Source organism: Pseudomonas putida, from assembly GCA_041071465.1.
In the GTDB taxonomy this organism is placed as follows: Bacteria; Pseudomonadota; Gammaproteobacteria; order Pseudomonadales; family Pseudomonadaceae; genus Aquipseudomonas; species Aquipseudomonas putida_P.
In genome coordinates this window covers 6,094,137-6,118,050 of the sequence record CP163498.1, presented here as the reverse complement: position 1 = coordinate 6,118,050, position 23,914 = coordinate 6,094,137, and the positions used below count along the sequence as shown (strand labels likewise).

29 protein-coding genes, 2 tRNA genes and 3 pseudogenes are annotated in these 23,914 nt (G+C 58.6%); 13 read left to right on the top strand and 21 right to left on the bottom strand.

Features of this window, described 5'->3' with window-relative positions:
- Positions 1-22: 22 nt before the first annotated feature.
- Positions 23-415 (bottom strand): glycine zipper domain-containing protein, encoded by a 393-nt coding sequence (locus AB5975_28075; protein XDR20242.1) that lies wholly within the window; start codon positions 413-415, stop codon positions 23-25.
- A 73-nt stretch (positions 416-488) separates the two neighbouring features.
- Positions 489-683, bottom strand: coding sequence for a hypothetical protein (locus AB5975_28070; GenBank protein ID XDR20241.1), 195 nt, complete (start codon positions 681-683; stop codon positions 489-491).
- A gap of 221 nt (positions 684-904) precedes the next feature.
- Between AB5975_28070 and AB5975_28065 the strand changes: the two genes are divergently transcribed.
- The 3 genes from AB5975_28065 to AB5975_28055 all read left to right on the top strand — a co-directional run bounded on the left by AB5975_28065 (position 905) and on the right by AB5975_28055 (position 3,421).
- Entirely contained in the window at positions 905-2,065 is a 1,161-nt protein-coding gene (locus tag AB5975_28065) for a GGDEF domain-containing protein (GenBank protein ID XDR20240.1), read from the top strand.
- A 72-nt stretch (positions 2,066-2,137) separates the two neighbouring features.
- The gene (locus AB5975_28060) at positions 2,138-2,488 is read left to right on the top strand and encodes a hypothetical protein (protein XDR20239.1); all 351 of its coding nucleotides are present in this window, start codon (positions 2,138-2,140) and stop codon (positions 2,486-2,488) included.
- A gap of 111 nt (positions 2,489-2,599) precedes the next feature.
- Entirely contained in the window at positions 2,600-3,421 is an 822-nt protein-coding gene (locus tag AB5975_28055; protein XDR20238.1) for a class I SAM-dependent methyltransferase, read from the top strand.
- On the opposite strand, the gene AB5975_28050 is transcribed toward AB5975_28055, so the two are convergent.
- The 4 genes from AB5975_28050 to AB5975_28035 all read right to left on the bottom strand — a co-directional run bounded on the left by AB5975_28050 (position 3,422) and on the right by AB5975_28035 (position 6,563).
- Positions 3,422-4,189 carry an SDR family oxidoreductase gene (locus AB5975_28050; protein XDR20237.1) on the bottom strand — a complete coding sequence of 256 codons (768 nt, stop codon included), beginning with the start codon at positions 4,187-4,189 and terminating at the stop codon, positions 3,422-3,424.
- A 35-nt stretch (positions 4,190-4,224) separates the two neighbouring features.
- Positions 4,225-5,292: a phosphotransferase family protein gene (locus AB5975_28045; GenBank protein XDR20236.1), complete on the bottom strand. Its 1,068-nt coding sequence runs from the start codon at positions 5,290-5,292 to the stop codon at positions 4,225-4,227.
- Positions 5,293-5,478: 186 nt separating this feature from the next.
- Positions 5,479-5,796 carry an SCP2 sterol-binding domain-containing protein gene (locus AB5975_28040; protein XDR20235.1) on the bottom strand — a complete coding sequence of 106 codons (318 nt, stop codon included), beginning with the start codon at positions 5,794-5,796 and terminating at the stop codon, positions 5,479-5,481.
- Between the two features lie 56 nt (positions 5,797-5,852).
- Positions 5,853-6,563 (bottom strand): histidine phosphatase family protein, encoded by a 711-nt coding sequence (locus tag AB5975_28035; GenBank protein XDR20234.1) that lies wholly within the window; start codon positions 6,561-6,563, stop codon positions 5,853-5,855.
- A gap of 197 nt (positions 6,564-6,760) precedes the next feature.
- On the opposite strand from AB5975_28035, the gene sohB reads away from it, so the two are divergent.
- The gene (gene sohB / locus AB5975_28030; GenBank protein ID XDR20233.1) at positions 6,761-7,780 is read left to right on the top strand and encodes a protease SohB; all 1,020 of its coding nucleotides are present in this window, start codon (positions 6,761-6,763) and stop codon (positions 7,778-7,780) included.
- 154 nt (positions 7,781-7,934) lie between these two features.
- A tRNA-Cys gene (locus tag AB5975_28025) sits at positions 7,935-8,008 on the top strand.
- A 97-nt stretch (positions 8,009-8,105) separates the two neighbouring features.
- Here the strand turns inward: AB5975_28025 and AB5975_28020 are convergent.
- From AB5975_28020 to AB5975_28005, 4 genes and pseudogenes are all read right to left on the bottom strand, one after another.
- A pseudogene (locus tag AB5975_28020) lies at positions 8,106-8,399 on the bottom strand (integrase).
- Positions 8,375-8,557, bottom strand: a complete 183-nt coding sequence (locus tag AB5975_28015) for a hypothetical protein (GenBank protein XDR23064.1) — start codon at positions 8,555-8,557, stop codon at positions 8,375-8,377. Before AB5975_28015 ends, AB5975_28020 begins: the two are co-directional and overlap by 25 nt.
- A gap of 52 nt (positions 8,558-8,609) precedes the next feature.
- Positions 8,610-8,936 (bottom strand): hypothetical protein, encoded by a 327-nt coding sequence (locus tag AB5975_28010; GenBank protein ID XDR20232.1) that lies wholly within the window; start codon positions 8,934-8,936, stop codon positions 8,610-8,612.
- Positions 8,937-9,374: 438 nt separating this feature from the next.
- Positions 9,375-9,737 (bottom strand): hypothetical protein, encoded by a 363-nt coding sequence (locus tag AB5975_28005; GenBank protein XDR20231.1) that lies wholly within the window; start codon positions 9,735-9,737, stop codon positions 9,375-9,377.
- Positions 9,738-11,055: 1,318 nt separating this feature from the next.
- Between AB5975_28005 and AB5975_28000 the strand changes: the two genes are divergently transcribed.
- Positions 11,056-11,430, top strand: coding sequence for a hypothetical protein (locus AB5975_28000; GenBank protein ID XDR20230.1), 375 nt, complete (start codon positions 11,056-11,058; stop codon positions 11,428-11,430).
- Between the two features lie 4 nt (positions 11,431-11,434).
- Here the strand turns inward: AB5975_28000 and AB5975_27995 are convergent.
- Positions 11,435-11,641, bottom strand: a pseudogene (locus tag AB5975_27995) (hypothetical protein).
- Here AB5975_27995 and AB5975_27990 point away from each other — a divergent pair.
- Positions 11,573-11,884, top strand: a pseudogene (locus AB5975_27990) (hypothetical protein). The pseudogenes AB5975_27995 and AB5975_27990 sit on opposite strands and share 69 nt — an antisense overlap.
- On the opposite strand, the gene AB5975_27985 reads toward AB5975_27990, so the two are convergent.
- A protein-coding gene (locus AB5975_27985) for an IS5 family transposase (GenBank protein XDR20229.1) occupies positions 11,881-12,733 on the bottom strand; the annotation gives its coding sequence in 2 pieces (ribosomal slippage) (positions 11,881-12,379 and positions 12,378-12,733; 855 coding nt in all). The pseudogene AB5975_27990 and the gene AB5975_27985 sit on opposite strands and share 4 nt — an antisense overlap.
- Positions 12,734-12,919: 186 nt before the next feature.
- On the bottom strand, positions 12,920-13,183 hold the full coding sequence (locus AB5975_27980; GenBank protein ID XDR20228.1) for a hypothetical protein: 264 nt from the start codon (positions 13,181-13,183) through the stop codon (positions 12,920-12,922).
- 409 nt (positions 13,184-13,592) lie between these two features.
- Between AB5975_27980 and AB5975_27975 the strand changes: the two genes are divergently transcribed.
- A complete protein-coding gene (locus AB5975_27975; protein XDR20227.1) occupies positions 13,593-14,177 on the top strand; it encodes a hypothetical protein in 585 nt (194 codons plus the stop codon).
- Between the two features lie 216 nt (positions 14,178-14,393).
- On the opposite strand, the gene AB5975_27970 is transcribed toward AB5975_27975, so the two are convergent.
- The 4 genes from AB5975_27970 to adhP form a co-directional block, all read right to left on the bottom strand.
- Positions 14,394-15,197, bottom strand: coding sequence for a hypothetical protein (locus AB5975_27970; protein XDR20226.1), 804 nt, complete (start codon positions 15,195-15,197; stop codon positions 14,394-14,396).
- A 582-nt stretch (positions 15,198-15,779) separates the two neighbouring features.
- Positions 15,780-16,016 (bottom strand): hypothetical protein, encoded by a 237-nt coding sequence (locus AB5975_27965; protein ID XDR20225.1) that lies wholly within the window; start codon positions 16,014-16,016, stop codon positions 15,780-15,782.
- A gap of 272 nt (positions 16,017-16,288) precedes the next feature.
- Positions 16,289-16,495 carry a DUF6434 domain-containing protein gene (locus AB5975_27960; GenBank protein XDR20224.1) on the bottom strand — a complete coding sequence of 69 codons (207 nt, stop codon included), beginning with the start codon at positions 16,493-16,495 and terminating at the stop codon, positions 16,289-16,291.
- A gap of 91 nt (positions 16,496-16,586) precedes the next feature.
- On the bottom strand, positions 16,587-17,597 hold the full coding sequence (adhP, locus tag AB5975_27955; protein XDR20223.1) for an alcohol dehydrogenase AdhP: 1,011 nt from the start codon (positions 17,595-17,597) through the stop codon (positions 16,587-16,589).
- Between the two features lie 442 nt (positions 17,598-18,039).
- Here adhP and AB5975_27950 point away from each other — a divergent pair, with 442 nt between their 5' ends.
- A complete protein-coding gene (locus tag AB5975_27950; GenBank protein ID XDR20222.1) occupies positions 18,040-18,237 on the top strand; it encodes a hypothetical protein in 198 nt (65 codons plus the stop codon).
- A 1-nt stretch (position 18,238) separates the two neighbouring features.
- Here AB5975_27950 and AB5975_27945 read toward each other — a convergent pair whose 3' ends face one another.
- Together AB5975_27945 and AB5975_27940 are read right to left on the bottom strand one after the other, a co-directional pair.
- Positions 18,239-18,652: a DoxX family protein gene (locus AB5975_27945; GenBank protein XDR20221.1), complete on the bottom strand. Its 414-nt coding sequence runs from the start codon at positions 18,650-18,652 to the stop codon at positions 18,239-18,241.
- Between the two features lie 103 nt (positions 18,653-18,755).
- Positions 18,756-18,840: transfer RNA gene (locus AB5975_27940), tRNA-Leu, on the bottom strand.
- A gap of 201 nt (positions 18,841-19,041) precedes the next feature.
- Here AB5975_27940 and AB5975_27935 point away from each other — a divergent pair.
- The 4 genes from AB5975_27935 to AB5975_27920 all read left to right on the top strand — a co-directional run bounded on the left by AB5975_27935 (position 19,042) and on the right by AB5975_27920 (position 22,377).
- Positions 19,042-19,317 carry a hypothetical protein gene (locus AB5975_27935; protein XDR20220.1) on the top strand — a complete coding sequence of 92 codons (276 nt, stop codon included), beginning with the start codon at positions 19,042-19,044 and terminating at the stop codon, positions 19,315-19,317.
- 83 nt (positions 19,318-19,400) lie between these two features.
- Positions 19,401-20,561: a nitrogen regulation protein NR(II) gene (locus AB5975_27930; protein XDR20219.1), complete on the top strand. Its 1,161-nt coding sequence runs from the start codon at positions 19,401-19,403 to the stop codon at positions 20,559-20,561.
- A 5-nt stretch (positions 20,562-20,566) separates the two neighbouring features.
- Positions 20,567-22,012, top strand: a complete 1,446-nt coding sequence (locus AB5975_27925) for an ATPase domain-containing protein (GenBank protein XDR20218.1) — start codon at positions 20,567-20,569, stop codon at positions 22,010-22,012.
- A gap of 11 nt (positions 22,013-22,023) precedes the next feature.
- A complete protein-coding gene (locus tag AB5975_27920) occupies positions 22,024-22,377 on the top strand; it encodes a response regulator (GenBank protein XDR20217.1) in 354 nt (117 codons plus the stop codon).
- Positions 22,378-22,422: 45 nt separating this feature from the next.
- On the opposite strand, the gene csrA is transcribed toward AB5975_27920, so the two are convergent.
- Both csrA and AB5975_27910 read right to left on the bottom strand, forming a co-directional pair.
- A complete protein-coding gene (csrA, locus tag AB5975_27915) occupies positions 22,423-22,620 on the bottom strand; it encodes a carbon storage regulator CsrA (protein XDR20216.1) in 198 nt (65 codons plus the stop codon).
- Positions 22,621-22,873: 253 nt separating this feature from the next.
- On the bottom strand, positions 22,874-23,896 hold the full coding sequence (locus AB5975_27910; GenBank protein ID XDR20215.1) for a DNA topoisomerase IB: 1,023 nt from the start codon (positions 23,894-23,896) through the stop codon (positions 22,874-22,876).
- Positions 23,897-23,914 lie beyond the last annotated feature (18 nt).

Genomic DNA, 23,914 nt, shown 5'->3' with positions numbered 1-23,914 from the left:
ATGCGGCCCTTCATTCACGTAATCAGTGACGGTGGCGGTGGTGCTTCTTGCTGCCGCGGTTTTCGTCGCCCAGATGGTTGCCAAGGGCACCACCGGCGGCGCCGCCCAGGCCGGCACCTACGGTCGAACCGGTCTTGCCGCCTACTGCACCGCCCAGCAGCGAGCCGCCAGCCGAACCCAGGCCACCGCCGATGGCAGCTTCGGTGCGGTTGCCCTTGCGTGCACCGACAGCACTGCCGGCCGCGCCGCCAACGCCGGCGCCAATGGCCGCGCCAGTCTTGCCGCCAAGCTGTTGACCAACAACGTTGCCCAGGACACCACCCAGGCCGCCGCCAATGGCGGCAGTACCGTCACCGGCGAAAGCGCCCTGGCACAGCAGCAGGCCGAGGGCAAGGGAAGGCAGAGTCAGACGCATGATACGAACCTCAAAGGAATCATCAGGATAAGTTGCCGCGCAACGGGCGGCGGGTCAGGGCTGAAAAGACGCTTCAGCGGTAGTAGCGGTCACCGCGGTATTGCCGATTGTCATCATCGTCATCGTCGCGGTCATGCCGATGGTGGTGGCGATGGTCACGGTCGCGGTCACGCCAGCCATCGTCATCGTCGTGGTAGCGATGGCTGTGGCAACCTGCGGTCAGCAGGACAACGGCAACCAGCGAAAGGCTTGCAAGACGGGTGCTCACGATATAGGTCCTTGATCCGCATAGGTTTACGGGACACCTCCTGAGACTGGGATCGCTCCATTTGGTTTCCCGGGCGGTTAAAAAATTGTGCTGACAGCGATGAGCGGCGTGCTTGCGGGTTGCTGTTCTGTCCCGTTCGGTCATGGCCGAGCGGCCAATGCCCCTCTAAACTGTGGGGTAAGCCGCAGTCAAGACGGCAACCTGCCACACGGTGAATCACGATGATCGCCCACACCCCCACGTTGTTCGCCGCCGTTGCCCTGGTGGCAACCATCCTGGCCTTCTGCTTGCTGCTGGTCGGGCGCAGCAACCGCCGCGACAACCTGATGCTGACTGGCTGCGGGCTGCTGGTGCATGCCTTGGCTTATGTCTGCTACACCGTCTATGCCCAAGCCCCTTTGTGGCTCAGCTATGGCGTGGGCAACAGCCTGCTGTCGCTGGCCCTGGCGTTCTACACGGCCAGCTTGTTCCGGGTGCGTGAGCAGGTAGTGCCCTGGCGTGTCATCTTCGTCATACCGGCCTGCATGCTGGTGGGGCTGATGCTGCTGCTCGATACGCTGGAACCGCGCATGCTGCTGGCGACCCTGGTGCTGATGCTGCAGTGCGCGATGATCTTGTATTGGGCGTGGCGTTATGCCGAGCGGCCGGGCAGGGCCCATCTGTTGCTGGAGATTGGCGCGTTGATCAGCCTGGTGGGCCTGGGTATGCGTGTGGTGGCGGTGGCCAATGGCACGGCGGTGGAAATGCGCTATGACACCAGCAACCTCAAACAGAGCATTTCTGTGGCCATCGGCACCGCCACGGTGATGATGTACTCGATCGGCTTGGTGCTCCTGGCCAAGGAGCGTAGCGAATCGCGCCTGCAGCACCTCGCTCTGCGTGATGTGCTGACCGGTACCTACAATCGCCGGGCGATCCTCGAACGCTTCGGCGTCGAACTGGACCGTGCACGCGATCAGCAGGGCAGTCTGGCGGTGGCGATGATCGACATTGACCATTTCAAACGCATCAATGACCTGTATGGGCATCTGGCTGGCGATGAGGTGTTATGCCACTGCGTGCGCCAGTTGCAGCAGCGCCTGCGCCAGGGTGACAGCCTTGGTCGTTACGGCGGCGAAGAGTTTCTGTTGCTGTTGCCCGGCACCGACCGCACCGGTGCAATGGCCGCCCTGCAAGGGCTGCGCGAGGCCATTGCGCGCAGCCCGGCGCGTTTTGCCGGTGACCAGATCGAACTGCGTTTCAGCGTAGGCCTGTGGTGCGGCGTGCCGTGCCCAGGGGACAGTACTGCCAGCTTGCTGGCCCAGGCCGATGCGGCGCTGTACCAGGCCAAGGCCGCTGGGCGCAACACGGTGCACATGGCGGCATTGGTCGAGGCGAGTTGACTGTACGCAACCGTTCACGCGCGCTACCCGGCAGTGCTAGAGTCGCCTTCTTTTTTACCTTGAGGATGGAACATGCGTGCGATTCTGCCGATGGCCGCGGCGCTGATGCTGGTCGGTTGTGCTTCTGCGACCATGGAGACGGCACGCGGCGGCAAGCCGATGGCGCAGCTCGACTCGCACAAGGCGCCAGAGTTGGTTGCCCAGTGCATCCAGTTCAGCTGGCAGGAAGAGAAGGTGTTCGGTGACGACGCCAGTGGCTACCTGGAGCCGCGCAAGCAGGGTGGGTTCACTGTGTATACCCGTGAGGCCGAGGCGTTCGTGGACGTTTACCCGCAGGCGGGTGGGGCGAGGGTGGATTACTACGCGCAGAAGAACGACGGGGTGGCATTGCAGCGGCGGGCGGCTGCGGCGACCTGTTTGTAACGGCTTGAACCGATTCTGCGAGAACGACTTTTACAATTTTTAGCAAGGCAGTGGTGTCCTGGAGGTGCAGGTGACGGCTAGCATGAGCCGCTACCACTCAAGGAAGACACCATGGACCGTTCACTGCAACTCAACCGCGTCAGCTGGGACGAACGTGCCCCGCTGCACGCCGCGTCGAAGGACTATGAAGTCGAACGCCTGGTCCAGCAACCTGGGCACCTGTCTGAAACCGTGCGCTTCGACCTGCCATTGCTCGGCGATATCGAGGGGCTCGACGCTGTCCACCTGCAGTGCCACATCGGCACCGACACGCTCTCGCTGGCGCGCCTTGGTGCCAAGGTTTGCGGCCTGGATTACTCCGCGGCTTCGCTGGCCGAGGCGCGGGCATTGGCCGGGCGTTGCGCGGTGCCCATCGACTATGTCGAATCCGACGTCTATGCCGCCGACCAGGTACTGCCGGCAGGTACTTTCGACCTGGTCTATACCGGCATTGGCGCGCTCTGCTGGCTGCCCCGCATCGAGCCATGGGCACGCACCGTCGCAGCCCTGCTCAAACCGGGCGGGCGGCTGTTCTTGCGCGATGGGCACCCAATGTTGATGGCTGTCAACGAAGACCACCAGGACCGACTGCAGCTGGAATACTCGTACTTCGAGCACGAAGCGCCGACGGTGTGGCACAACGACCAGACCTACGTCGAAACCGAGCAACGCCTGGCCCACACCGAAACCCACGAATGGAACCACGGCTTGGGTGAGGTGATCACTGCCTTGCTGGCCCACGGCCTGCAGCTGACTGCGTTGGTCGAGCACCAGAGCATCCCCTGGGAGGCGCTGCCAGGGCAGATGGTCAAGGGCGACGACGGTGAGTATCGCCTGCGCGAGCAGCCCGCACGCCTGCCCCTGAGCTACACCCTGGTGGCGGTAAAGGCTTGATCAGGACAGGAAGCCACCGTCGACATTGAGCGCGGTACCGGTGGTGTAGCTGGAGGCATCGCTGGCCAAGTACAGCACTGCGCCGGCCATTTCCTTGGGGTCGGCCACGCGCTTGAGCGGGATCTGCTGCAAGGCGGCATTGAGGATGGCGTCGTTCTTCACCAGTGCCGAAGCGAACTTGGTATCGGTCAGGCCAGGCAGCAGGGCGTTGCAGCGAATGCCGAACGGCGCGCATTCTTTGGCGAACACCTTGGTCATGTTGATGACTGCCGCCTTGGTCACCGAATAGATACCCTGGAAAAGCCCAGGCGAAACCCCGTTGATCGACGCCACGTTGATGATGCTGCCGCCGCCGTTCTCGCGCATCAGCTTGCCGGCCTCCACCGACATGAAGAAGTAACCACGGATGTTCACGTCCACGGTCTTCTGGAACGCTCCTGGGTCGGTGTCCAGCACGTTACAGAACTGCGGGTTGGTGGCGGCGTTGTTGACCAGCACGTCCAGGCGCCCGAACTGTTCGCGAATGCCGGCGAACACCTGCTGGATCTGCTCCAGTTCACCAATGTGGCAGGCCACTGCCGTGGCCTTGCCGCCGGCGGCGATGATGGCGTCGGCCACCTGTTGGCAACCGTCGAGCTTGCGACTGGAAACGATCACGTGGGCCCCTTGCTGCGCCAGCAAGTGGGCGATGGCCTCGCCGATGCCTCGGCTGGCGCCGGAAACAAAAGCAATCTTGCCGTCGAGGTCGAACAGGTGGGTCTTGGACATGCTGTTTTCCTTGTTATCCGTCGTCGTGGCGGTGCTCAGAGGCTGGACTTGGCGATGACCTGCAGGGACATTTGCTCCAGCAAGCGGTTCATGTGGATGAACTGGGCGAAACGTTTGTCCTGGGTCTGGCCGTGGTAAAAGCGGTAGTAGATTTGCTGGACGATGCCCGCCAGGCGGAACAGGCCATAGCAATAGTAGTAATCGAAGTTGTCCAGGCGGATACCGGCGCGCTCGGCGTAGTAGTCGACGAACTGGCGGCGGCTGAGCATGCCCGGCGCGTTGCTTGGCTGGCGGCGCATCAGTTGCACCGGCGCTGGGTCGTCGGCTTCGATCCAATAGGCCAGGCTGTTGCCCAGGTCCATCAGCGGGTCGCCCAGGGTGGCCATTTCCCAGTCCAGCACGCCAATGATGCGCATGGGGTTGTCGGCGTCGAGGATCACGTTGTCGAAACGGTAGTCGTTGTGCACGATGCCGGGGCGCGGGTGATCGGCGGGCATTTTTTCCTGTAGCCAGGCGGTGACCTTTTCCCAGCGCGGCGCATCCGGGGTCAGGGCCTTTTCATAGCGGCTGGTCCAGCCCTCGATCTGACGCTGCACATAGCCTTCCGGTTTACCGAGGTCTGCCAGGCCGCAGGCGTTGTAGTCCACCTGGTGCAGCTCGACCAGGCGGTCGATGAAGCTTTTGCACAGGGCTTCGGTACGGCTGGGGTCGAGGTTCAGTTCGGCCGGGATGTCCGAGCGCAGGATGATGCCCTTGACCCGCTCCATCACATAGAACTCGCCGCCGATCAGGCTGCTGTCGGTGCAGTGCACATAGGCCTTGGGGCAGTAGGGGAAGCCGCTGTTCAGTTGGTTGAGGATACGGAACTCGCGCCCCATGTCGTGCGCCGACTTGGCTTTCTGGCCGAACGGTGGTCGTCGCAGCACGAAGTCGCGGCCTGGGTAGCTGACAAGGTAGGTAAGGTTGGAGGCGCCGCCAGGGAACTGGCTGATGCTCGGCAAGCCGTCCAGGCCAGGGATGTTGGCCTTCAGATAAGGGGCGATGACGGCCGCGTCGAGTTCTTCGCCGGGGCGTACCTGGGTGGACTGGTCGGTGAGCGTCATGCGTTTTCCTTATTTTCGATCGCAAGGACTATTGGCTAATCTAATGGCCTGCCGAGGCTGGAACAAGCATGCCAGTTGCCATATAGATGAGGGTGTTGCTGGTGGATCACTGCATCGAATGCAGGGCAAAAAAAAAACCGAAGCCGGTCAGGCTTCGGTTTTTCGATCATCCGGTTTGCCCAGCCTTCAGGACGGGAACAGCTCGCTGAGCTTCATCGACAGCATCATGTCGCCTTCAACGCGCAGCTTGCCGCCCATGAAGGCCTGCATGCCGTCGGTTTCGCCGCTGACGATACCTTTCAGGGTTTCGCTGTCCATCACCAGGGTGCAGTTGGCATCCGGGTTTTCGCCTTCCTGCAGGTCGCAGGTGCCGTCTTTGACGATCAGCGCGTATTTCTTGCCTTCGTCGGTGATGTCGAAGCCGAACACCAGGTCCAGGCCGGCGGCAGCGGCTGGGTTGAACTTCTCTTGCATCTTCTTAACGGCATCAGCTACGGAGGTCATGGCGCATTCCTTATAGAGTGATTTACACGTCCCCGCAGGGACACAACAAGCCGGGCTTATCGGTAAGTGACAAGCTCCGGCGCCTTCAACAGCTGCACATGGGCCTGGCTGTTGAAGGAAGCCAGTGCCACGTCGCGGCCGCGAAACTTCAACTGGCTGAGCGACGTGTTGATGATCTGCCAGTTCAGCGTGAACGCCTGACTGGGGGTGATACGGGTAACCAGGTGGAGCAGGGCGGCAATGGTACCGCCCGAGGTGAAGATGGCGATATCGTCGCCGCTGCCGGCGGCATCCAGTACGCGTTGCAGGCCACCTTGAACGCGGGCGGTGAACGCCTGCCAGGTTTCCAGGCCATCGTCGACATGTTCGCCATCGTGCCAGCGCTGGACCATCAGCGCGAACAGGCGCTGGAACTCGCTGCGGTGCTGCGCGGCATTGCGCAGTACCTGCAAGGCATTAGGCTCGTCCGGCAACAGTGCGGGCAATAGGGCACGGATCACGCCGTCGGCATCGAACTCATTGAATGCGGCGTCGGTCTCAACAGCCGGCACTGGGCAACCATTGGCGTGCAGTGCCTGCAGCGCCAGGCGGGCGGTATCCTGTTGGCGGCGCAGGTCGCCTGCTACGCAGCGATCCAGCCGTATACCCAACTGGGCCAGGTGTTCACCCAGGGCCTGGCTTTGGCGCACGCCCACGGGCGAGAGGACGTCGTAGTCATCGGCACCGAAGGAGGCTTGGCCATGTCGGATCAGGTAGAGGTTGCCCACGAAAGGTTCCGGCCTGTTGGAGGTTGCTGCGAGGTTAGGATGCGGCACTCAGGCTGTCAACGAAAAAACATACAAGCGTTTGAAAAGGTTGTTTGAAAGATGTTGCCAGCGTTTACACCGGCTGGCAGCACTACAGACGCAACGGTATGCTTGCAACAGTTACGCGCCGCATTGGCGCAGGCATTCAAGGAGTCAACGTGGAGTTTCTTGCCGAATACGCAAGCTTTCTCGCTAAAACCGCCACCCTGGTCATCGCCATCCTCGTGGTGCTGTCGGCCATCGCCGGGCTGCGTGGCAAAGGGCGGCGCAAACCAGGTGGGCAATTGCAGGTCACCCGCCTGAACGAGTTCTACAAGGATTTGCGCGAGCGGCTGGAGTCCGGCCTGCTCGACAAGGCCCAGCTCAAGGCCCTGCGCAAGCAACAGGCCAAGGCGGAAAAACAGCAGAAGAAGGGCAAGGCCGAGGACAAGGGCCGGGTTTTCGTGTTGGACTTCGATGGCGACATCAAGGCCTCGGCCACTGAAAGCCTGCGCAACGAAATCACCGCGCTGTTGACCCTCGCCACCCCGCGGGACGAAGTGGTGCTACGCCTGGAAAGCGGCGGCGGCCTGGTGCATAGCTACGGCCTGGCTGCATCGCAGCTGGCGCGTATTCGTCAGGCGGGCATACCGCTGACCGTGTGCATCGACAAGGTGGCCGCCAGCGGCGGTTACATGATGGCCTGCATCGGCGAGAAGATCGTCAGCGCGCCATTCGCCGTGCTCGGTTCGATCGGCGTGGTGGCGCAACTGCCCAACGTCAATCGCCTGCTGAAGAAGCACGACATCGACTTTGAAGTGCTGACCGCTGGCGAGTACAAGCGCACCTTGACCGTGTTTGGTGAAAACACCGAGAAGGGCCGGGAGAAGTTCCAGGAAGACCTGGATATCACTCACCAGCTGTTCAAGGACTTCGTCGCCCGCTATCGACCGCAGTTGCACATCGACGAAGTGGCCACCGGAGAAGTCTGGCTGGGCGTGGCGGCACTCAACCGCAAGCTGGTAGACGAATTGCAGACCAGCGACGAGTACCTGAGCGAGCGTGCGCGCAACGCCAACCTGTTCCACCTGCATTATGCCGAGCGCAAGAGCTTGCAGGAGCGAATTGGCATGGCCGCCAGCGGCACCGTGGAGAACACGCTGGTGGGCTTGTGGAGTAAACTCGGCCGCCTGCGCTAACACCTTGAACCCGTTGAAATTTTTTTTCGTTCAGGGGGTTGCAAGGTTAAAGGAATGAAGACATAATGGCGCCCATCGAAACGCAGCAAACTTTGAAAAAGGTTCAGCGTTTCAAGGAGATAGCAAAGCGCAAGCAGCTAGATCCGACCTTTGAGGCCGAGTAGCAAAGTGGTTATGCTCCGGATTGCAAATCCGTCTACGCCGGTTCGATTCCGACCTCGGCCTCCACCATTCGAAAGCCCCGCAGATTAACGTCTGCGGGGCTTTTATTTGTGCCTCGAAAAAGCCATGAGTTCCGAAACTAAAGGCATGGAGTTCCGAAACTTCAGCCTTTTGATGGCTTGGTGATGGCGCCAACTCGGCGGTAAACGCGCTCGGTGATTCCTTCTTTCGAGTGGCAAAGTAGCAAGCTTGCGTCGGTCAGGTCACTGATCTCGGATGCTGCTTTGGGGCGTATATCTCTGAACTGGAATTGAGCAATTCGGTTAGCTAGTTCCGGTTGCTTATTACCTATTGCCTTTACCCGCGCCGACTCTCTGGCGTCCTGCCAGCGGTTGCGCAGCATCTCCCGCGACAATCGCTTGCCATTGCTGTTCAGGATGAAGAGCGGCTAGAGGTGGCTGTCGGGGATGCAGTGAATCCCTGAGCCGTAAAGGTGTGGATAGTCCAGCATGTGGCGCCGCGCTCATCGTCGTTGAAAGCTTGAATGCTTTTTGGAAGTTCGGTTGCGCTGGCGCCGGTGGCCAGCAGCAGGAGGCAGAGGGCGAGGCGGGTCATGGCTGCACCTGCCTGGCTGCGCGCCGCTGCTTGAGCAGGGTATACACCTCCTCTAGGCCGGCCTCGATTGGCACAACCTCGCGGTCGAAGTAGGCCTGAGTCTCGTTTTCTGGTGGCAGTTCGCTGGGGCCGGCAAGACCATTCCATATCCACTCCATCTCAGCTTCAGCGCCTCGGCCGTTCTGCCACTGATCACCGCGACGCGCACGCCGAGCAGGTAACGACCAAACAATAGGTTCAGCTCCTTAATCCACGTGACAGCCGCGTCGGAGTTGCCGCGCAGGGTTTTGATTTCTTCGATTAGGACAGACACAACAGCAGGATCAGCGAGCTCCAGATAGCGCTCGTCCGTGCCGAGCAAGGAAAAGTTGTCGATCATGCCCTTCCAGCCCTAGGAGCAGATCACATCCTCGGCAGCGGCCTTGGCTGCGACATGCAGGGCGTCCAGATCGATGGAGTCGAGGGCTGTTTTTTCTACAGGCACGGTCGTTCCTTGGCCGCCATATCACGGCAGTGAATAGAGGGGAGAGGGGTTACAGCTGGTCTGAGTACATTTGTGCGCCTGTGTTGCTCGCCCTGATTGGCCAGAGCGTTCAGTCGCTGGAAGGATGTGCCGGGGATGCTCTAATAAGGTTGATCTTGGGGCACCAGAACACAGATGGCGGTCAAGGACTCACAGATAACCTTGATGCAATCGTCGGAGTCCATCAGGTAGTCTTCTTGCGAACAGTGCTCCTGTTCTCGCTCTATGGCGGAGATCAGCCGCTCTGGCAGGTCAGCCAGCTTACTGTGAAGCTCGAAGATCTGTTTTTTTCGGCTACTGCAGAGAAACATCCCATTTGTCCTCGCGCCGCAAGGCCCTGCGGAGCATCTCGCAGGCCAGACCGATATCACCTGCATCGGTCATCGGCCCGACCGGAATAATTGGCAGCCCAGTCGCTGCCGCATCCCGCTCTGCCTCTTCTTTGGTCCACCAGATGTCAGTACCAACCGTCCAGGTTATAGGCTCGGGGTGTTGTGAGGCTGGTTGCGCCAGGACATCAATCAGCTCTGCTCGCGCTTTGGCTCGGGCAAGGTCAGTTGAGTCTCGCTGCGTCCGGTGAAAGCTGCGGATCGTCTCAAGCAGCCTCCTCGGCACGCTGACCATTTCGGTATTGCTGGATCGGTTTTCTGTGAGCATGGGGAAATCTCATGCGAGGATGTCAGATCGGGCTCTTAAGAAAATGCGAGATCCTTCCTGCGAGCTTATCCAGTAAAGAACTCTCCCAGCGATAGGGTTGACCTGTGGTGGCTAGTGGCCGCTATCATTTTGGGTTCAGTATTGGGAGGTTTGAAAATGGATGTCGCTCGGTGTACGAAGGATGGAATTACCTACACTGCCCCCGCATTTGAGGCGCTTGGTGAAAAGCGTGTTCAGGAGTACAGGCAATTACTTGTTTGCCCCAAATGTGGTGCAAGGGCTTTTTTTAGGAAAGAATCAACGAGCGGACAGGCTGCGTGTTTTGGCGCTAGGCCCCACGCATTGGGCTGCGACCTGGCGGCTGTGGAATCTCGATATCGTGGGGGGTCAGGGTTGCCCCAAGAAGAGCGAATCAACCATGGCGAGCGCATCGAGATCGATTTCGCTTTTGGTGCTCATGAAGTTACTCACGTAGATCCGGTAGAACCGACCGATCCCACAGGCAGGGGTGGGCGGTTTACAGGAGGGAATGGACGTAGGACGGCCATAATGCACAGGCGGCTTAGCACGCTGCTCAAAAACCTGATGCTTTCAGACCAGTTTCGGACTTCAGATCAAATCATAGCGTTGCCAGCGGGCCAATTTAGAGTCAGAGACTTCTTTGTCCCGTTCAGCGAAGCGATCAAGCCTTTAGTAGGCCAGTATCGAGGTTTCTGGGGGATGTTATCGGACGCGAGGTTTGGTTCCCAGGGCGAGGTTTGGCTAAACAGCGGTGGACAAAGCAACGTGAGCACAGTTGTAAACGCTACCCTGGTTAGCCATTTCGCTAATAGGTTCAAGCTCGCAGATACCGAAGATCTTGCTGGTGCATACGCACTCGTGTTCGGGACTTTGGGTTTGGGGTCGAGCGGTAAGCTTTACTTGGCTTGCAACGACCTACGCTACATTACAGTCAGCCTAGCGGATTGATAATTCGGCTACGAAGTAATGATGAAGGAGGGCGCGGGCGGACAGCGCCGTAGGGGCAGACCGCTTTACGCGCGTGGAGAACATGTTGCCGGGCTGTCTCGTACTCGCTGCTGACGATCCCAGCCAGGCCATCGACATCGCCGTCAGCGGCCTTGTTGCCAAGGTTCAGGTACACATTATCGCCGTAGGTGCGCGCGACGGCAGGACCTTCGGGGATTCGGTTTTGTAGAAGTAGCTCATGGCATTCTCCAAGTATGCGCCTCCCTCTGTGGCCGGATGCGGCATGGTGGTAATTTAGTTTTGGATAGGGTATTGATACTAGTTTTGCTGAACGACTAGGTAGGCAAATTTGGAAAATTTGAATCTCGATCTGTATGAGCGGCCATTACAGAAGGCTAGGCGCAGTTTCTTTGGTTGGGGCCTTCTGGCAGTCCTCACTCCGATAGTTGCTGCTGCAATCTGTTATCGGTTTGATGCGCCAAGCTCTTGGATTTCGCGATCTGGAGCGGTGATGGCTGGATTTGCGTATTTGTCCAGCCTGGGTGCGCAGGGTATGAGCGATGTCCTTATACCCAATGGTTACGCCGGACAAACCTTTGCTGATCTTCCAGAGCGATATGGCTCCCAGATTACGTTGTTCAAAAAAATTTCAGTCGTGCTCGTGTTGATCGGAACAGCAGTGTGGGGGTTTGGAGATTTAATTCCGACCGACACAATTAGCTGAAAAGTCACTCCTTACATTGGACCCGTAGGGCCTTGCTTGCCCGGAATTTCTCAAGCTTTCGCGCCACAGTTGGTAACACCGTTATTTTGTGGCGTGGGGATTCCAAAAGCGGCAGCGCACCGCCAGGGCCAAGGCCATGCAGATGATGAATGATCAGCGTCATCGCCTCGCCCTGTTCCTTGATCCCGGCCCACTCTATAAGCTCCAACAGGGTGTGGCCATCCCTTCAAATCAGCTCGGGAAGATCCAGCCCCTGCGTGCCGACATCCACATCGGTGACCACCACAGCGAGCCGCTGGGCCGAGTGGCGACCCAGGCATGGGTGTTCAACCCTGCACCTAGCCCTGACATTATCCCTTGATTGCACGACGCCAAGGTCAATGGCATGGCTCAACTCGGGATGAACATCAACGGGGTTGAGGATGTGGATGGCGCCCTGTATGGGCAGTCCTAGGTTCTGTACGAAAAGTAATGTCTTAGACACCGCCGCCAGCAGGCCAGCGTGACCATCGCCGCATAGCTTTTCGCGAGCTTGCAGTAACGGGTCGCCAGACGGCGGTGCTCTTTCAACCAGCCAAACAGCCGCTCGATAACGTTCCGTTCCCGATACTTGGGTTTATCGAATAGGCGCGGCAAACCCGGTTTAGGTTTGCGTTTCATGACTCGATAGGGAATCACAGGTTGCATGCGATAGCGGTCACAGTACTGCCGTAGAGACTCCGCGTCGTAGCCCTTGTCAGCAATCAACTTGCGGCATCGCTTACGCGGCCTGCCTCGTTCGGTGGGAATGTGGACGCCGTCCAGCAAGGGTTGGGCGTTGGAGATATCGCTGGCTTGTCCGCCAGAAAGGATGAAGTGCAGCGGCACACCTCGAGTGTCGCAGACCATGTGAATTTTCGTTGTTAACCCACCCCGGCTTCTCCCAAGTGCGTGGTCCGCTGGTTCTTCCGCCCCCTTTTTTGCCTGCCCCAGAGGAGGCCCGGGTCGCTTTGACTGCCGTTGAGTCAATGCACCAGGTGTCCAGGTCGATCAAGCCTTGAGCGTTGAGTTTGACGTGCAGACGCTTGAGCATCTTGTTGAAGATTCCTTGGTTTCGCCAATCTCGAAAGCGCTGATAGACAGTGGACAAAGGGCCGAATCGCTCTGGCATGTCTCGCCATGCCGCACCGGAGCAAAGTACCAACAACACGCCATTCAACATCAAGCGATCATCGACTCTTGGGCGTCCGGTACGTCGATAAGCTGTAAAAAGATCAGCGACTAAATCCCAGTCTGCGTCGGAAAGTTCGTAGCGCTTGGGCATGGCAGAATCCTTTGCCTAAAAGGCGAGAACTCTACGGAAAATCGGGCCTCCAGAGTCGCTGGCGACATTTCAAAGGTTTTCATACAGAGCCTAGTAGAACCGTATTAGACAGATGCGACTCGCAGGCCGCTAACGGCGCGGCCTGACGTTCCCTTCTCGCACTACTGCTGCAGTACTGGAAGTTATTCAGGCCGGCGGCATCCACGGCTCAAGAGAAAAACCTCGCTTGGTCAGGTCATCCCGAGCCAGTTCAATGTCTAGTGTGAGTTCCTGTGGGTCTCGGTACACAGTCTTGCCCAGGCCCTCTCTGGTGGTAAGAGGGGTTCCATCGGAATCCTTAGCCTGGAAACCCAAGCTTTCCTTGTACTTGGTGAACTGGACCGCGTACTCGAATGGGGCGAATGCTGACTCGACGATTTCCTGGGCGGCTTCAGATGAGAGAACTTTCAAATTGGGTTCCTCCAGCTCGTACCAATTTCTGTACCAATGGCTGTGTTTTTGAGGGGGATGCAGTGTGGCAGGGAGGGCTGCAAGGCCCGTAAATACGGGCTTTCCTAACTTTCAGGAACTCTTCAAAACGAGCAAAACATCTCTGGAGTATGGCTGAACTCTACTAATTTTTCCCGCTGCATCATCCGCCACCGCCACCGCCACCACAGGGAAGGCTGCCGCGTCCGCCCTATGGTATTTTTCGACGCGCCGGGAGATAACTAGTACTGCCGTTAGATGGCAAGCTACTAGCGAGTGGCTTGTGTAATCAGGTATTGTTATTTGGTGTGGGAATGCACGCTTAAATTTTGGGGCTGTTGAATGGTAGCGCCAATTTATTGTTTTGATTTGATTGAGCTAAGGTGGCTGGATGTTGGTCGTAATTTGTATTTTTGCTGTAACTTTTGCTTCTTTTGTTGTGTTTAATTTTTGCAATGGGCGATATTCACGAGCTTCCGCAATATCTAGTTTTGCTACAATGATTGTTGCGGTTGGCGCGGCAGTCGTTGCAAATAATCAACTAGAAGAGTCAAGGGTTTCTTCCGTTAAGGATTTGTATAAGAGCTATTTGGAGATGGCGTTTGCTAATCCTAGGCTTTCTGCGGCATCTTATCCGCTTGAGAGTCCAGTATATAAAACTTTTAAGTCTGGTGAAGATCTTGAAAGATATGAGAACTATGTCGGGTTTTTAGTTTTTGCGGCGGAGGAGATTCTGGGGAATGATGAGCTTAAGAGTGAGCGTGGGTGGTGCGAAACGATTAGGGGTCAGTTTAAGTATCATGCTCTATATTTAAGTGATGATAAGTATAATATTAATCAAAACTCTACTGTTGTCGACGGGTTGATCGATGCTGCTGTAAATATGTATCTGCTTGAGAAGAAAATTTCGACGCCTGGTGATCACTCCTTAGAGAGGAGAGAACTGCAGAACCTCAAAAGTAACTGTCGAGTGTAAATCCGCTTGCCGGCCTTCGATAGGCCAAGCGATGAGGCTCAATTAAGGCGATAATCGATTTCAAAACTGAAACGGCGAGCCTTGCGGTGCGCGGCCTGTAGCCTTGCCGTTTCGTCATTGTTTTGGAATCGATTTCACCGTTGACCCCGCAAGTACTAAGCGTTCATGGTACGGTCTTGAAAACCGTTGCCAATCTCGAGTCTAACGGCGATTGCTTCAGATAAGCCTGTCTCGTCGGTAGGCGCCTGAGACTGCGGATAGGAGGGAGTCCAGTTCTGTACTGGTCGCAAACCGGGCTTCGAACTCCCCTTTTTCGCCAGAAAAAACGTACTCCGCACAATGGCAATCCTCTTCGCTCTCGTCGCAGTTGATGCAGGTGGGATTGCAAGCGTTGATCAGGGCATCGATCGGGTCATCATCATCGTCCCCGGAGTAAACTCCGAAATCCATATCGTTCATGCCACCTCGGGCGAACTCCGCAACTTCCTCCTCGCCTTCGAAGTGCCATGCGCATAGCGCTTCCAGGACGGGAAGAAGCACAACTCGGACGTAATCAAATCGAAATCCATCCAGAAGGCAAAGTATTCTCCCTTCGTGCTCGACTAGGCACTCAAAGCTGACCTGACCATACTGCTGTATTAAGCTTTTGTAACGCTTCGGCTCAATGCGTATGTGTTTCATGGCGTTGTTTACCGCGTCCACCAGGGGCATTTTGCCTTCCTTGATTCGACTGCCAGCTATTGCGTATTCAGTATCAAAGACTTTGAGTAGAGCTCCTCGAGGCTCCTTCATTCCGAGCGCCTGCCGGATAGCGATGATGTAGTCGATGGCGTGTGCGGCGCAGAGATTGGCTCCAATAACTTGATGCAACTTCAGGTTGCGCTTGTCAGAGGTGCTTCTCAGCTCTTTAAAAACTGGGACGAGGAGTGTGTCCAGGTACTTGAGATAATCGGCGCAGGCGCTTCTGCAGGTCTCGGAAAGTTCGTGATCCAGGCTGTCCGTCGAGTAGCTTTTGGTCATTGGGTGCTCCCGCTCAGCTGCTGATAAGGTTTATTGGGAGGATTGTATCCCCGATTACCCTAGGGCAGGGGGAGTGTGCTGGCGGGTGCAAGAGTTGAATAGGTCTTACAGAGGGTTAGGGCTGGTGTCAGCGAGAATGAGCAGCCGTGCGAAGCTTTGTCGCTCTGATCAAAATTTGGGGCACACCATGCGCCAGATCGGTGCTACTGCATAGCCCAGATCTGCTTCCTGGCCTGTCTCTCCAGCTATATTCACTTTGGGTCGAAAGCAACCATTTTCAGTTCCGCAACTCCTGATGTACCCCTTGATTTTAAAGGGCTGCAGCCGAAGTGGAAATGCGTCTATGCGGAACAAATTTTTTCGTAAGTTATTGAAATACAAGGAAACGCAGCTCGGATTACAAATCCGTCTACGCCGGTTCGATTCCGACCTCGGCCTCCACCATTCGAAAGCCCCGCAGATTAACGTCTGCGGGGTTTTTATTTGCCCGTTGGAAAAGCCGCTGTGTCCGCCTCGAATGCCTGTGGATCCTTGTAGGCCAGCTTGTTAGCATCCGTTTTTCATGTGTAACACGTTGACTGGCTAGCCCTCGGGTAAGCTTGCCCCGCAGACGAATTCATTCGACCCAAGCCGGTGCGATCCGTACTCGACCACGTAGCTAGCGCCGCGGCGCTCTGCCTCGACCTTGGCAGTGTGCTGATCGGCAAACACGTCGACAAAATGCCATGGGTGCCGGTCGCGTAGCACGCCCCATCCAAGCACCCAGCCTGGATTGCCTGGGTCAGGTGGGAGATTTTTGGCCAGGCTGCGAATCGCCATGTGCGTCCCTCGAAAGATGAGCGGTTTTCTTTGAACCTCGTGCCCCGATCATTTGTCATCACCAGAGATGAGCGTGCTTTTGTACCTAGGCATTTCCTCCAGCATTTCTGAAACCTTTGCAAGCTATCGTTGAACGTAACTCACCAACGACGGAGTCAGGGAATGGATTATTCCAGCATGGTTGAATCGTTGGACAAGATACTGAAAGAAGCGGCTGCCGAATCCGATCGTAGGACAGCGCATGGCTGCCTGCTGACGCCCGAAGTTGGCGCTCACCGATGGGTACGCAGCCATTCGTCCGCCACGTCGCCCATGGTCAACGGCGTGCCACTCTTGATCCAGGCCATGAAGGTGCGGTCGAACCTGAACGCCGGCCCACACTCGCTGAGCAGAAACTGACGCACCTTCTGCGTGTTGCGGTAATGTTTGTCGAGCACAGTGGTGCGGGTTATCGGCCCGGCATGCCAATCGAAACTCATGGTCTGTTCCTTGACTACAGAGAAGGCAAAAAGCCCGTAGATGATCATCTACGGGCTTTGTGTATGTTCGAAATGATCTGCCTTTAGGCTATCAACCTTCGAACTGGATCACCATGCGCCCTTTGATCTTGCCCTCCAGCATCTCGTCAAAGATCTGGTTGATATCCTCGATCGGCCGCAGGGTCACCTTGGGTACCACTTTGCCTTCAGCGGCAAACTGGAACGCCTCCTGCAGGTCCTGGCGTGTACCTACCAGCGAGCCCACCACTTCGATCCCATCCAGCACCAGGCGGGGAATGTTCAGGTCCATGGATTCCGACGGCAGCCCGACGGCAACCAGTCGCCCGCCAGCGCGCAAGGCATCGACGGCCGAGTTGAAGGCGCCTTTGGCCACGGCGGTAACCACGGCAGCGTGGGCGCCACCGGTCTTGGCCTGGATAACCTTCGCGGCGTCTTCGTTGAGTGGGTTGACGACCAGGTCCGCGCCCATCTCGCTGGCGAAGCGCAGTTGCTCTTCGTTGACGTCGATGGCGATCACTTTGGCGTTGAATACGTTCTTGGCATATTGCAGGGCCAGGTTGCCCAGGCCGCCGAGGCCGTAGATGGCGATCCATTGCCCGGGGCGGATGTTGGAGATTTTCACCGCCTTGTAGGTTGTGACGCCGGCGCAGGTAATGCTGCTGGCGGCAGCGGAGTCGAGGCCGTCGGGTACTTTGACCGAATAGTCGGCTTGTACGATGCAAGCCTCGGCCATGCCGCCGTCCACGGTATAGCCGGAGTTCTTCACTTCGCGGCACAGGGTTTCGTTGCCGCTATTGCAGTACTCGCAATGCCCGCAACCTTGATAGAACCAGGCAACGCTGGCGCGGTCGCCTGGCTTGAGCGAGGTGACGCCGGGGCCAACTTCCTGGACTACGCCAATGCCTTCGTGGCCCAGTACTACACCGGTCTTGTCACCGAAGTCGCCATTTTTCACGTGCAGGTCGGTGTGGCACACACCGCAGCATTGCATCTTCAGCAGCGCTTCGCCGTGCTGGAGGGGGCGCAGGGTTTTCTCTACCACGTCCACGCGCCGGCCTGGTGCAACAACAGCAGCTTTCATAAGAGCCTCCGTGTCTATCCGATGTGAGCTTGGGTTATCGCTGGAACAGCATAGACCTTGCCTGGCCGGGCAAAACTGCTTCAGGTCATGGGATGGGCAGTTGCCTTGAGCAAACTGCAGTAGCGGGGAGGGGGCGCAAGCCCTTCGTCAAAAAAAAAAAAAAGCCCGCGGCAATGATGCGGCGGGCTGCAAGAACGTACGGAGCAGGATCAGTGTGCCCATGCGGATGTCGACATTTCGTGAAGGTCAGGTCATGAGGCTGTCATCCTCTGGGCCGAAGTTTGCTTCGCCATAAAAAAGCCCGCCATGACAGGCGGGCAAAGACGTTTGAAGGGAGAGCCTGCAGGCTGCGCCTGGCCGGTTAACCCAGGATTAAGCGACAACGCATTGACCCGACATCCTGATCAGCCTATATAGGCGTGCCATAACCCTTGGAGCCAGCATGCACGACGAAGACGACCTGCACGAACCCGAGCACGATCACCTGCTCGACCACGAATTTCTCTACGACGATGTGGAGCACGAGGCAGATGCCCAGGGCGCCGAGGATGAGGTGGAAGAAGACGAGGAAACGCTGGATGACCTCGATGACGAAGAGCGCGATCACCCAGCTTGGTTCGATGATTGCGACGACGACTGAGTCAGCGACCGTCCACCGAGAAGCGCCCTGGGCCGCTGACCGCCAGCAGCAGCAGGCCGCCCATGATGGCCATGTTCTTCAGAAACTGAGTCATGTTGGCGCTGCGTTCGGGGTCGACCATGTTCCAGAACGGGTGGCCGAGCAGCGCCGTGCCCAGCACGAACAGCGCGAACAGAAACGCCAGCGGCCGCGTGTAGAAGCCGAGGATCAGCAGGATGGCGACGACGAACTCCATGATGACGGCAATCGCTGCCGCCAGCATCGGGGCAGGGGCGCCCAGCGAGGTCATGTAGCCGACCGTGCCATCGAAGCCGGTCAGCTTGGCCCAGCCTGACAAGACGAACAGGATCATCAGCAGTATGCGGGCGATGAGCATGATGATGTCACGTTGACCATCGAACAGGGAGTAGCGCATGGCGGCGTTCCAGTAGAGGGTACTAGCTCCACTCTAGCAGCTGCGTAACACATTGCTGGCAGGCAGCAAAAAGGCGCCGCAAGGGCGCCTTTTCAACGAAATTTGGTGCGAGTGGCGGGACTCGAACCCGCAAGGCTCACGCCGACAGATTTTAAGTCTGCTGTGTATACCAATTCCACCACACTCGCACGCTTGAAGGGGTCGCAACGACCAGCTCGCTTCCAGGCAGAAGGGCTTCGCAATCAAGCGCGCTTTATAACCCATCGTTATAGTTGAGTCAACTGCAGCACCTAAGATCATCAGAAAGAAGGGGCGATCGAATGGGCAATTGACACCTTGCTGTCATTACGCCACTGTTGCCTCTTTATTGGATCCAAGAGTGTTCAGCGATGACTCAGCGCCAAGCTGGCGAGCGTATCGTGCGTCCACGGTTATTCTGGCGACTGTTGTTCGCCCTGGTGGTCGTGCTGGGTGCGTTTCTTTACATCAGCCTGCTCAGCCTGGGCGGTTATTTGTTAATGCTGGGCTTCGATGCGGAGCATACTCAGCAGCAGCGTCTTCTGGCCCTGGCCTGCGGTGGCTTGATCATGCTGGTCGGCCTGTGGCTTTTGAGAGTGGCCATGCCGCGGCGCATCAGCCCGGTGCTGGTCGAAACGGAACGCTGACCGCCTGTCGTCGCACGGCTGCTCATTGATGGGTACGCTGGGCTACGCTCATCCTGTCCCCCTGCTGTGCCAGTGGAGTTTGCATGGTTTCAGCTGATTGCCTCGACCACCCCGTCATGCCTGCCCACCGCTATGAACAGTTGGTTCAGTCGGTGGTGGACTACGCCATCTACATGCTCGACCCCTCCGGCCATGTGGTGTCGTGGAATGCCGGCGCGCAACGAATCAAGGGCTACCGTTCCGATGAAGTGATCGGCAAGCATTTCTCGTTGTTTTTCACCCCGCAGGATTGTGCTGATGGCCGCCCCGAGCGCCTGCTGCGCCAGGCGCTGGAGCAGGGCGTGGCGCAGGACGAAGGCTGGCGGGTGCGCAAGGACGGTACGCAGTTCTGGGCGTTGGCTGCGCTGGATGTGATCCGCGATGACAATGGCCAGATCGTCGGCCTGGCCAAGGTGACCCGCGACATAACCGATCGCCGAGAGTCGGCGTTGCAGCTGGACGCGGTGCGCGCCCAGCTGTTCCAGGCGCAGAAGCTTGAAGCCCTCGGCCAGTTGACCGGTGGCCTGGCGCACGACTTCAACAACATGCTCACCATCATCATCAGCTCGGCCCGTCTGGCGCTGGCCACCCAGGACCCGCTACGCGCCCAGCGCATGCTGCAGCACATCCTCGATGCCGGTCAACGCGGCACTGAGCTGACCCAGCAACTGCTCAGCTTTGCCCGCCACCGCAAGCTTGATGTGGCCAGTGTTGCCCCGGCAGACCTGGTGACCGCTACCCGTGGTTTGCTTGAGCATGCACTACCCAGCTCGATCGAGCTGAACGTGCTGCTGCAACCGGACCTGCCGTTGATCGAGGTGGATGCCGGGCAACTGCAAATGGTCTTGCTCAACTTGTTGTTCAATGCCCGTGATGCCATCGCCGGTCAGGGCCGGATCGGCCTGACGGTCGATGTGGTCGAGCTGGCCGGCGAGGTTGAAGCGTTGCATGGCAACTTTGTGCGTTTCAAGGTGGAAGACAGCGGTGAAGGCATACCCGCCGAGGTATTGCCACGTATCTTCGAGCCATTTTTCACCACCAAGCCGTTTGGCAAGGGCACGGGCCTGGGGCTTAGCCAGGTGTATGGCTTCGCCCGGCAGAGTGGCGGCGCCATTTGTGTCGACAGCGAGCCTGGCCGGGGAACTTGCATGCAACTGTACTTGCCAATGTATCAGGAGCAGACGGATAGCCCACTCGACAGGTAGACAACATGGCACAGGCACTCAGGCGGCTGGTAACGGGGATCGATGGGCTCGACGCGTTGCTCAAGGGCGGCCTGGTGGCCGGTGCTTCCTACATCATCCAGGGGCCGCCGGGAGCGGGCAAGACCATCCTCGCCAACCAGCTGGCCTGCGGCCATGTGCGGGGCGGTGGTCGGGTGCTGGTGGCCACCTTGTTGAGTGAGTCGCATGAGCGCTTGTTTCAGTACCTGTCCACCCTGGACTTCTTCGACCCGGCGTTGGTCGGCGACCAGATCCAATTCGTCAGCGCTTTCGACACCCTTGAGCAGGATGGGCTGGACGCCGTGGTGCGGCTGCTGCGCCAGGAAATCGCTCGGCAACAGGCAAGCCTGCTGATCGTCGACGGCGTGCTCAATGCCCGGGTGCGTGCGGAAACGGCGCTGGACACCAAAAAGTTCGTCTCTGAATTGCAGGGCCATGCGGCCTTCGCCGGCTGCACGGTACTGCTGCTGACCAGTGCCCGGCTGGACGAGGGCAGCCCGGAGCACACCATGGTCGATGGCGTGATCGAGCTGGGTGAGCAGCTGGTGGGCAGCCGCGCCGTGCGCCATGTGCAGCTGCGCAAGACGCGCGGCAGTGCGGCACTTTCGGGGCGTCACGAATGCCGTATCGATGAAGCAGGCATGCACGTCTACCCACGCCTGGAAGCGTTGTTCAGCCACCCCAGCCATCTGGGCAGCGGCACATTGGCGCGCATCAGCAGCGGTGTGCCAACCTTCGATGAAATGCTCGGCGGCGGCCTGGCCACGGGCTCGGTTAGCCTGTTGATCGGGCCTTCGGGTATTGGCAAGACGTCATTGGGCCTGGCCTTTCTAGGGGCCAGCACCCCGCAGGCGCCAGGGTTGCATTTTGGTTTCTACGAAACGCCTGAACGCCTGCGTAGCAAGGCAGCGTCGCTGGGTTACGATTTTGCCGCGATGGAGCAGGGCGGTAGCTTGCAGCTGTGCTGGCAGCCAACCACCGAGGGCTTGCTGGACCAGGTCGGCGCGCGGCTGCTCGAGCGTGTTGCAGCGCAGGGCAGCAAGAGGGTGCTGATCGACAGCCTTGGCGCATTCAGCCGCCTGGCCATCGACCCGACGCGGCTCAATGCGTTTTTCCGCGCGCTGGCCGGTGAGCTGCGCGCGCGCGATGTCAGCGTGATGCTCACCTGGGAAATGCGCGACATCTTCGGCTCGGAAATCAGCGCCCCCGCGCCGGATCTGTCGAGCATCGTCGACAACCTGATGCTGTTGCGCTTTGTCGAGCTGGACTCGCAACTGCGGCGCATGCTGTCGATCCTCAAGGTGCGTGACAGCCACCATGACCCTGCCTTGCACGAACTGCTGATCGGGCCGCAGGGCATTACCTTGCGCAAGGCGTTCGAAGGCGCCTGTGGTGTGCTCTCGGGAACGCCGACGCCGCAGGGGAGTGGGTGACGGACGGGCCGATGAACACGATCCTGATCGTCGATGACGAGTACCTGATCGCCGATATCCTCGGCTTTGCCCTGGAGGACGAAGGTTACCTGGTGGAAAAGGCCAGTAATGGCTGCAAGGCGCTGGAGGCGCTGAAGGAAAAGCGCGTGCAACTGGTCATCACCGATTACATGATGCCGCTGCTCAATGGTGAGGAGCTGGTGCGTGCGATGCGCGAGGACCCGGCGTTAAGCGAGTTGCCGGTCATTCTCATGAGCGGCGCGCAGGCCAGCCAAGGATGCCCGGCCCTGTTCGCCGCCATATTCGACAAACCATTCGACATGGATGAGATGATCGCCAAAGTGCGTCAGTTGCTGGGCACCTGAGGCTGGCGGTCGAGCGCTTCCATGCACCCCTCGAGGAGTTTGGGCTCAGTGCGAGTCGTCGTGCTTCTCCGGGGCTGGGCTGCCGGCCTGGATGCGCTTGAAGATTTCTTCGCGATGGACCTGGACATCTTTAGGTGCATCGATACCGATCCTCACCTGCATCCCTTTGACGCCCAGAATGGTGACTTTGATGTCATCGTTGATGACGATGCTTTCGCCAACCTTACGGGTGAGTATCAGCATGTAGTTCTCCTTGGTGATGTAAAAGTCCGCAGGGCTAGTTGCCGCAACGGCGGGAGCTTGTCCCTCTTCCTTCTCATTAAAGACGCTTTCGGCGGATAGTAATTCCCCGACAGACAAATTCTGTTGCGTGTCTTCAGTTGCAGGTGCCGACGCAAACCGTCAACGGTTTGTCGGCCAAGGTGCTCGATGGCAAGAATAGGGGGCTTGGCGGCTAATGGGAAATTTCTTCGCATCATGGGCTGAATAGACACTCTTAATCGCCGTCCTGTTCCTCGAGTACCTGAAGAAACAGCAGCAAGGCCACTTCCTCGGGGTCCAGGCCTTTGCGCACGCGGCTCTTGGGCAATTGGGCCAGACGTCCCTGGGCATAGTGCTCCAGCACTGCCGGATGGATGTAGCAGCGTCTGCACACTGCCGGCGTATTGCCCAGGCGCGTGGCGACCTGGCGGACTATCGCGGCGACCTGGCGTTTGGCTTCACTCTCCGGTTCCCAGGCCAGGGGTTTGAGCAGGTCCAACGCCAGGCTGCTGCCGGCCCAGGTGCGGTAGTCCTTGGCGGTGAAGTCTGCGCCGGTCAACTGCTGCAGGAACTGGTTGACCTCGCTGGAGCCTACGCTGTGGCGCTGGCCGTCTTCGTCCAGGTATTGAAACAGTGTCTGGCCAGGCAGCTCCATGCAGCGTTTGAGCAGGCTGGCCAGGCGTCGGTCGTTGAGGGTGACGTTGTGTTCGACGCCACGCTTGCCGCGAAATTGAAAGCGAATGGTGCTGCCTTTGACCTGCACATGGCGGTTACGCAGGGTCGTCAGGCCATAAGACTGGTTGTCGCGCAGGTAACGCTGGTTACCAATGCGGATCAGGGTGTGGTCCAGCAGGCTCACCACCAATGCCATGACCTTTTCCCGGTCCAGCCCTGGCCGCGCCAGGTGGGCTTCCAGTTGCGCGCGCAGCTTTGGTAGTGCCTGGGCAAAGGCCAGCATGCGCCCATACTTGTGTTGGTCACGCAGTTCGCGCCACTGCGCGTGATAGCGGTACTGCTTGCGGCCACGGGCATCGCGACCGGTGGCCTGCAGGTGGCCCTGCGGGTCGGCGCAGATCCATACATCGGTGTAGGCCGGGGGAATCACCAGCGCGGCGATGCGCGCCAAGGTGTCGCTGTCGCGCACCCGCTGGCCGTCGGCATCCAGGTAGATGAAACGGTCGCGCCAGCGTCGCCGGGTCATGCCTGGCTGGCTGTCGTCAACGTAGTGCAGGGTGCGTGGCAGGGGGCAGTCGAGCATCAGGGGCTGGCCTCGATC

What these genes read in the sequence shown, in the direction of transcription:
- AB5975_28005 (XDR20231.1), bottom strand. Translation starts at nt 9,737, where the DNA reads ATGCTCACAGAAAACCGATCCAGCAATACCGAAATGGTCAGCGTGCCG.
- AB5975_28050 (XDR20237.1), bottom strand. Translation starts at nt 4,189, where the DNA reads ATGTCCAAGACCCACCTGTTCGACCTCGACGGCAAGATTGCTTTTGTT.
- AB5975_28040 (XDR20235.1), bottom strand. Translation starts at nt 5,796, where the DNA reads ATGACCTCCGTAGCTGATGCCGTTAAGAAGATGCAAGAGAAGTTCAAC.
- AB5975_27965 (XDR20225.1), bottom strand. Translation starts at nt 16,016, where the DNA reads ATGGCGATTCGCAGCCTGGCCAAAAATCTCCCACCTGACCCAGGCAAT.
- csrA (XDR20216.1), bottom strand. Translation starts at nt 22,620, where the DNA reads ATGCTGATACTCACCCGTAAGGTTGGCGAAAGCATCGTCATCAACGAT.
- AB5975_28015 (XDR23064.1), bottom strand. Translation starts at nt 8,557, where the DNA reads ATGACCCGCCTCGCCCTCTGCCTCCTGCTGCTGGCCACCGGCGCCAGC.
- AB5975_27910 (XDR20215.1), bottom strand. Translation starts at nt 23,896, where the DNA reads ATGCTCGACTGCCCCCTGCCACGCACCCTGCACTACGTTGACGACAGC.
- AB5975_28065 (XDR20240.1), top strand. Translation starts at nt 905, where the DNA reads ATGATCGCCCACACCCCCACGTTGTTCGCCGCCGTTGCCCTGGTGGCA.
- AB5975_27945 (XDR20221.1), bottom strand. Translation starts at nt 18,652, where the DNA reads ATGCGCTACTCCCTGTTCGATGGTCAACGTGACATCATCATGCTCATC.
- AB5975_28055 (XDR20238.1), top strand. Translation starts at nt 2,600, where the DNA reads ATGGACCGTTCACTGCAACTCAACCGCGTCAGCTGGGACGAACGTGCC.
- adhP (XDR20223.1), bottom strand. Translation starts at nt 17,597, where the DNA reads ATGAAAGCTGCTGTTGTTGCACCAGGCCGGCGCGTGGACGTGGTAGAG.
- AB5975_28060 (XDR20239.1), top strand. Translation starts at nt 2,138, where the DNA reads ATGCGTGCGATTCTGCCGATGGCCGCGGCGCTGATGCTGGTCGGTTGT.
- AB5975_27930 (XDR20219.1), top strand. Translation starts at nt 19,401, where the DNA reads ATGGTTTCAGCTGATTGCCTCGACCACCCCGTCATGCCTGCCCACCGC.
- AB5975_27975 (XDR20227.1), top strand. Translation starts at nt 13,593, where the DNA reads ATGTTGGTCGTAATTTGTATTTTTGCTGTAACTTTTGCTTCTTTTGTT.
- AB5975_27950 (XDR20222.1), top strand. Translation starts at nt 18,040, where the DNA reads ATGCACGACGAAGACGACCTGCACGAACCCGAGCACGATCACCTGCTC.
- AB5975_27925 (XDR20218.1), top strand. Translation starts at nt 20,567, where the DNA reads ATGGCACAGGCACTCAGGCGGCTGGTAACGGGGATCGATGGGCTCGAC.
- AB5975_28010 (XDR20232.1), bottom strand. Translation starts at nt 8,936, where the DNA reads ATGATCGACAACTTTTCCTTGCTCGGCACGGACGAGCGCTATCTGGAG.
- AB5975_28045 (XDR20236.1), bottom strand. Translation starts at nt 5,292, where the DNA reads ATGACGCTCACCGACCAGTCCACCCAGGTACGCCCCGGCGAAGAACTC.
- AB5975_28075 (XDR20242.1), bottom strand. Translation starts at nt 415, where the DNA reads ATGCGTCTGACTCTGCCTTCCCTTGCCCTCGGCCTGCTGCTGTGCCAG.
- AB5975_27960 (XDR20224.1), bottom strand. Translation starts at nt 16,495, where the DNA reads ATGAGTTTCGATTGGCATGCCGGGCCGATAACCCGCACCACTGTGCTC.
- AB5975_27970 (XDR20226.1), bottom strand. Translation starts at nt 15,197, where the DNA reads ATGACCAAAAGCTACTCGACGGACAGCCTGGATCACGAACTTTCCGAG.
- AB5975_27935 (XDR20220.1), top strand. Translation starts at nt 19,042, where the DNA reads ATGACTCAGCGCCAAGCTGGCGAGCGTATCGTGCGTCCACGGTTATTC.
- AB5975_27920 (XDR20217.1), top strand. Translation starts at nt 22,024, where the DNA reads ATGAACACGATCCTGATCGTCGATGACGAGTACCTGATCGCCGATATC.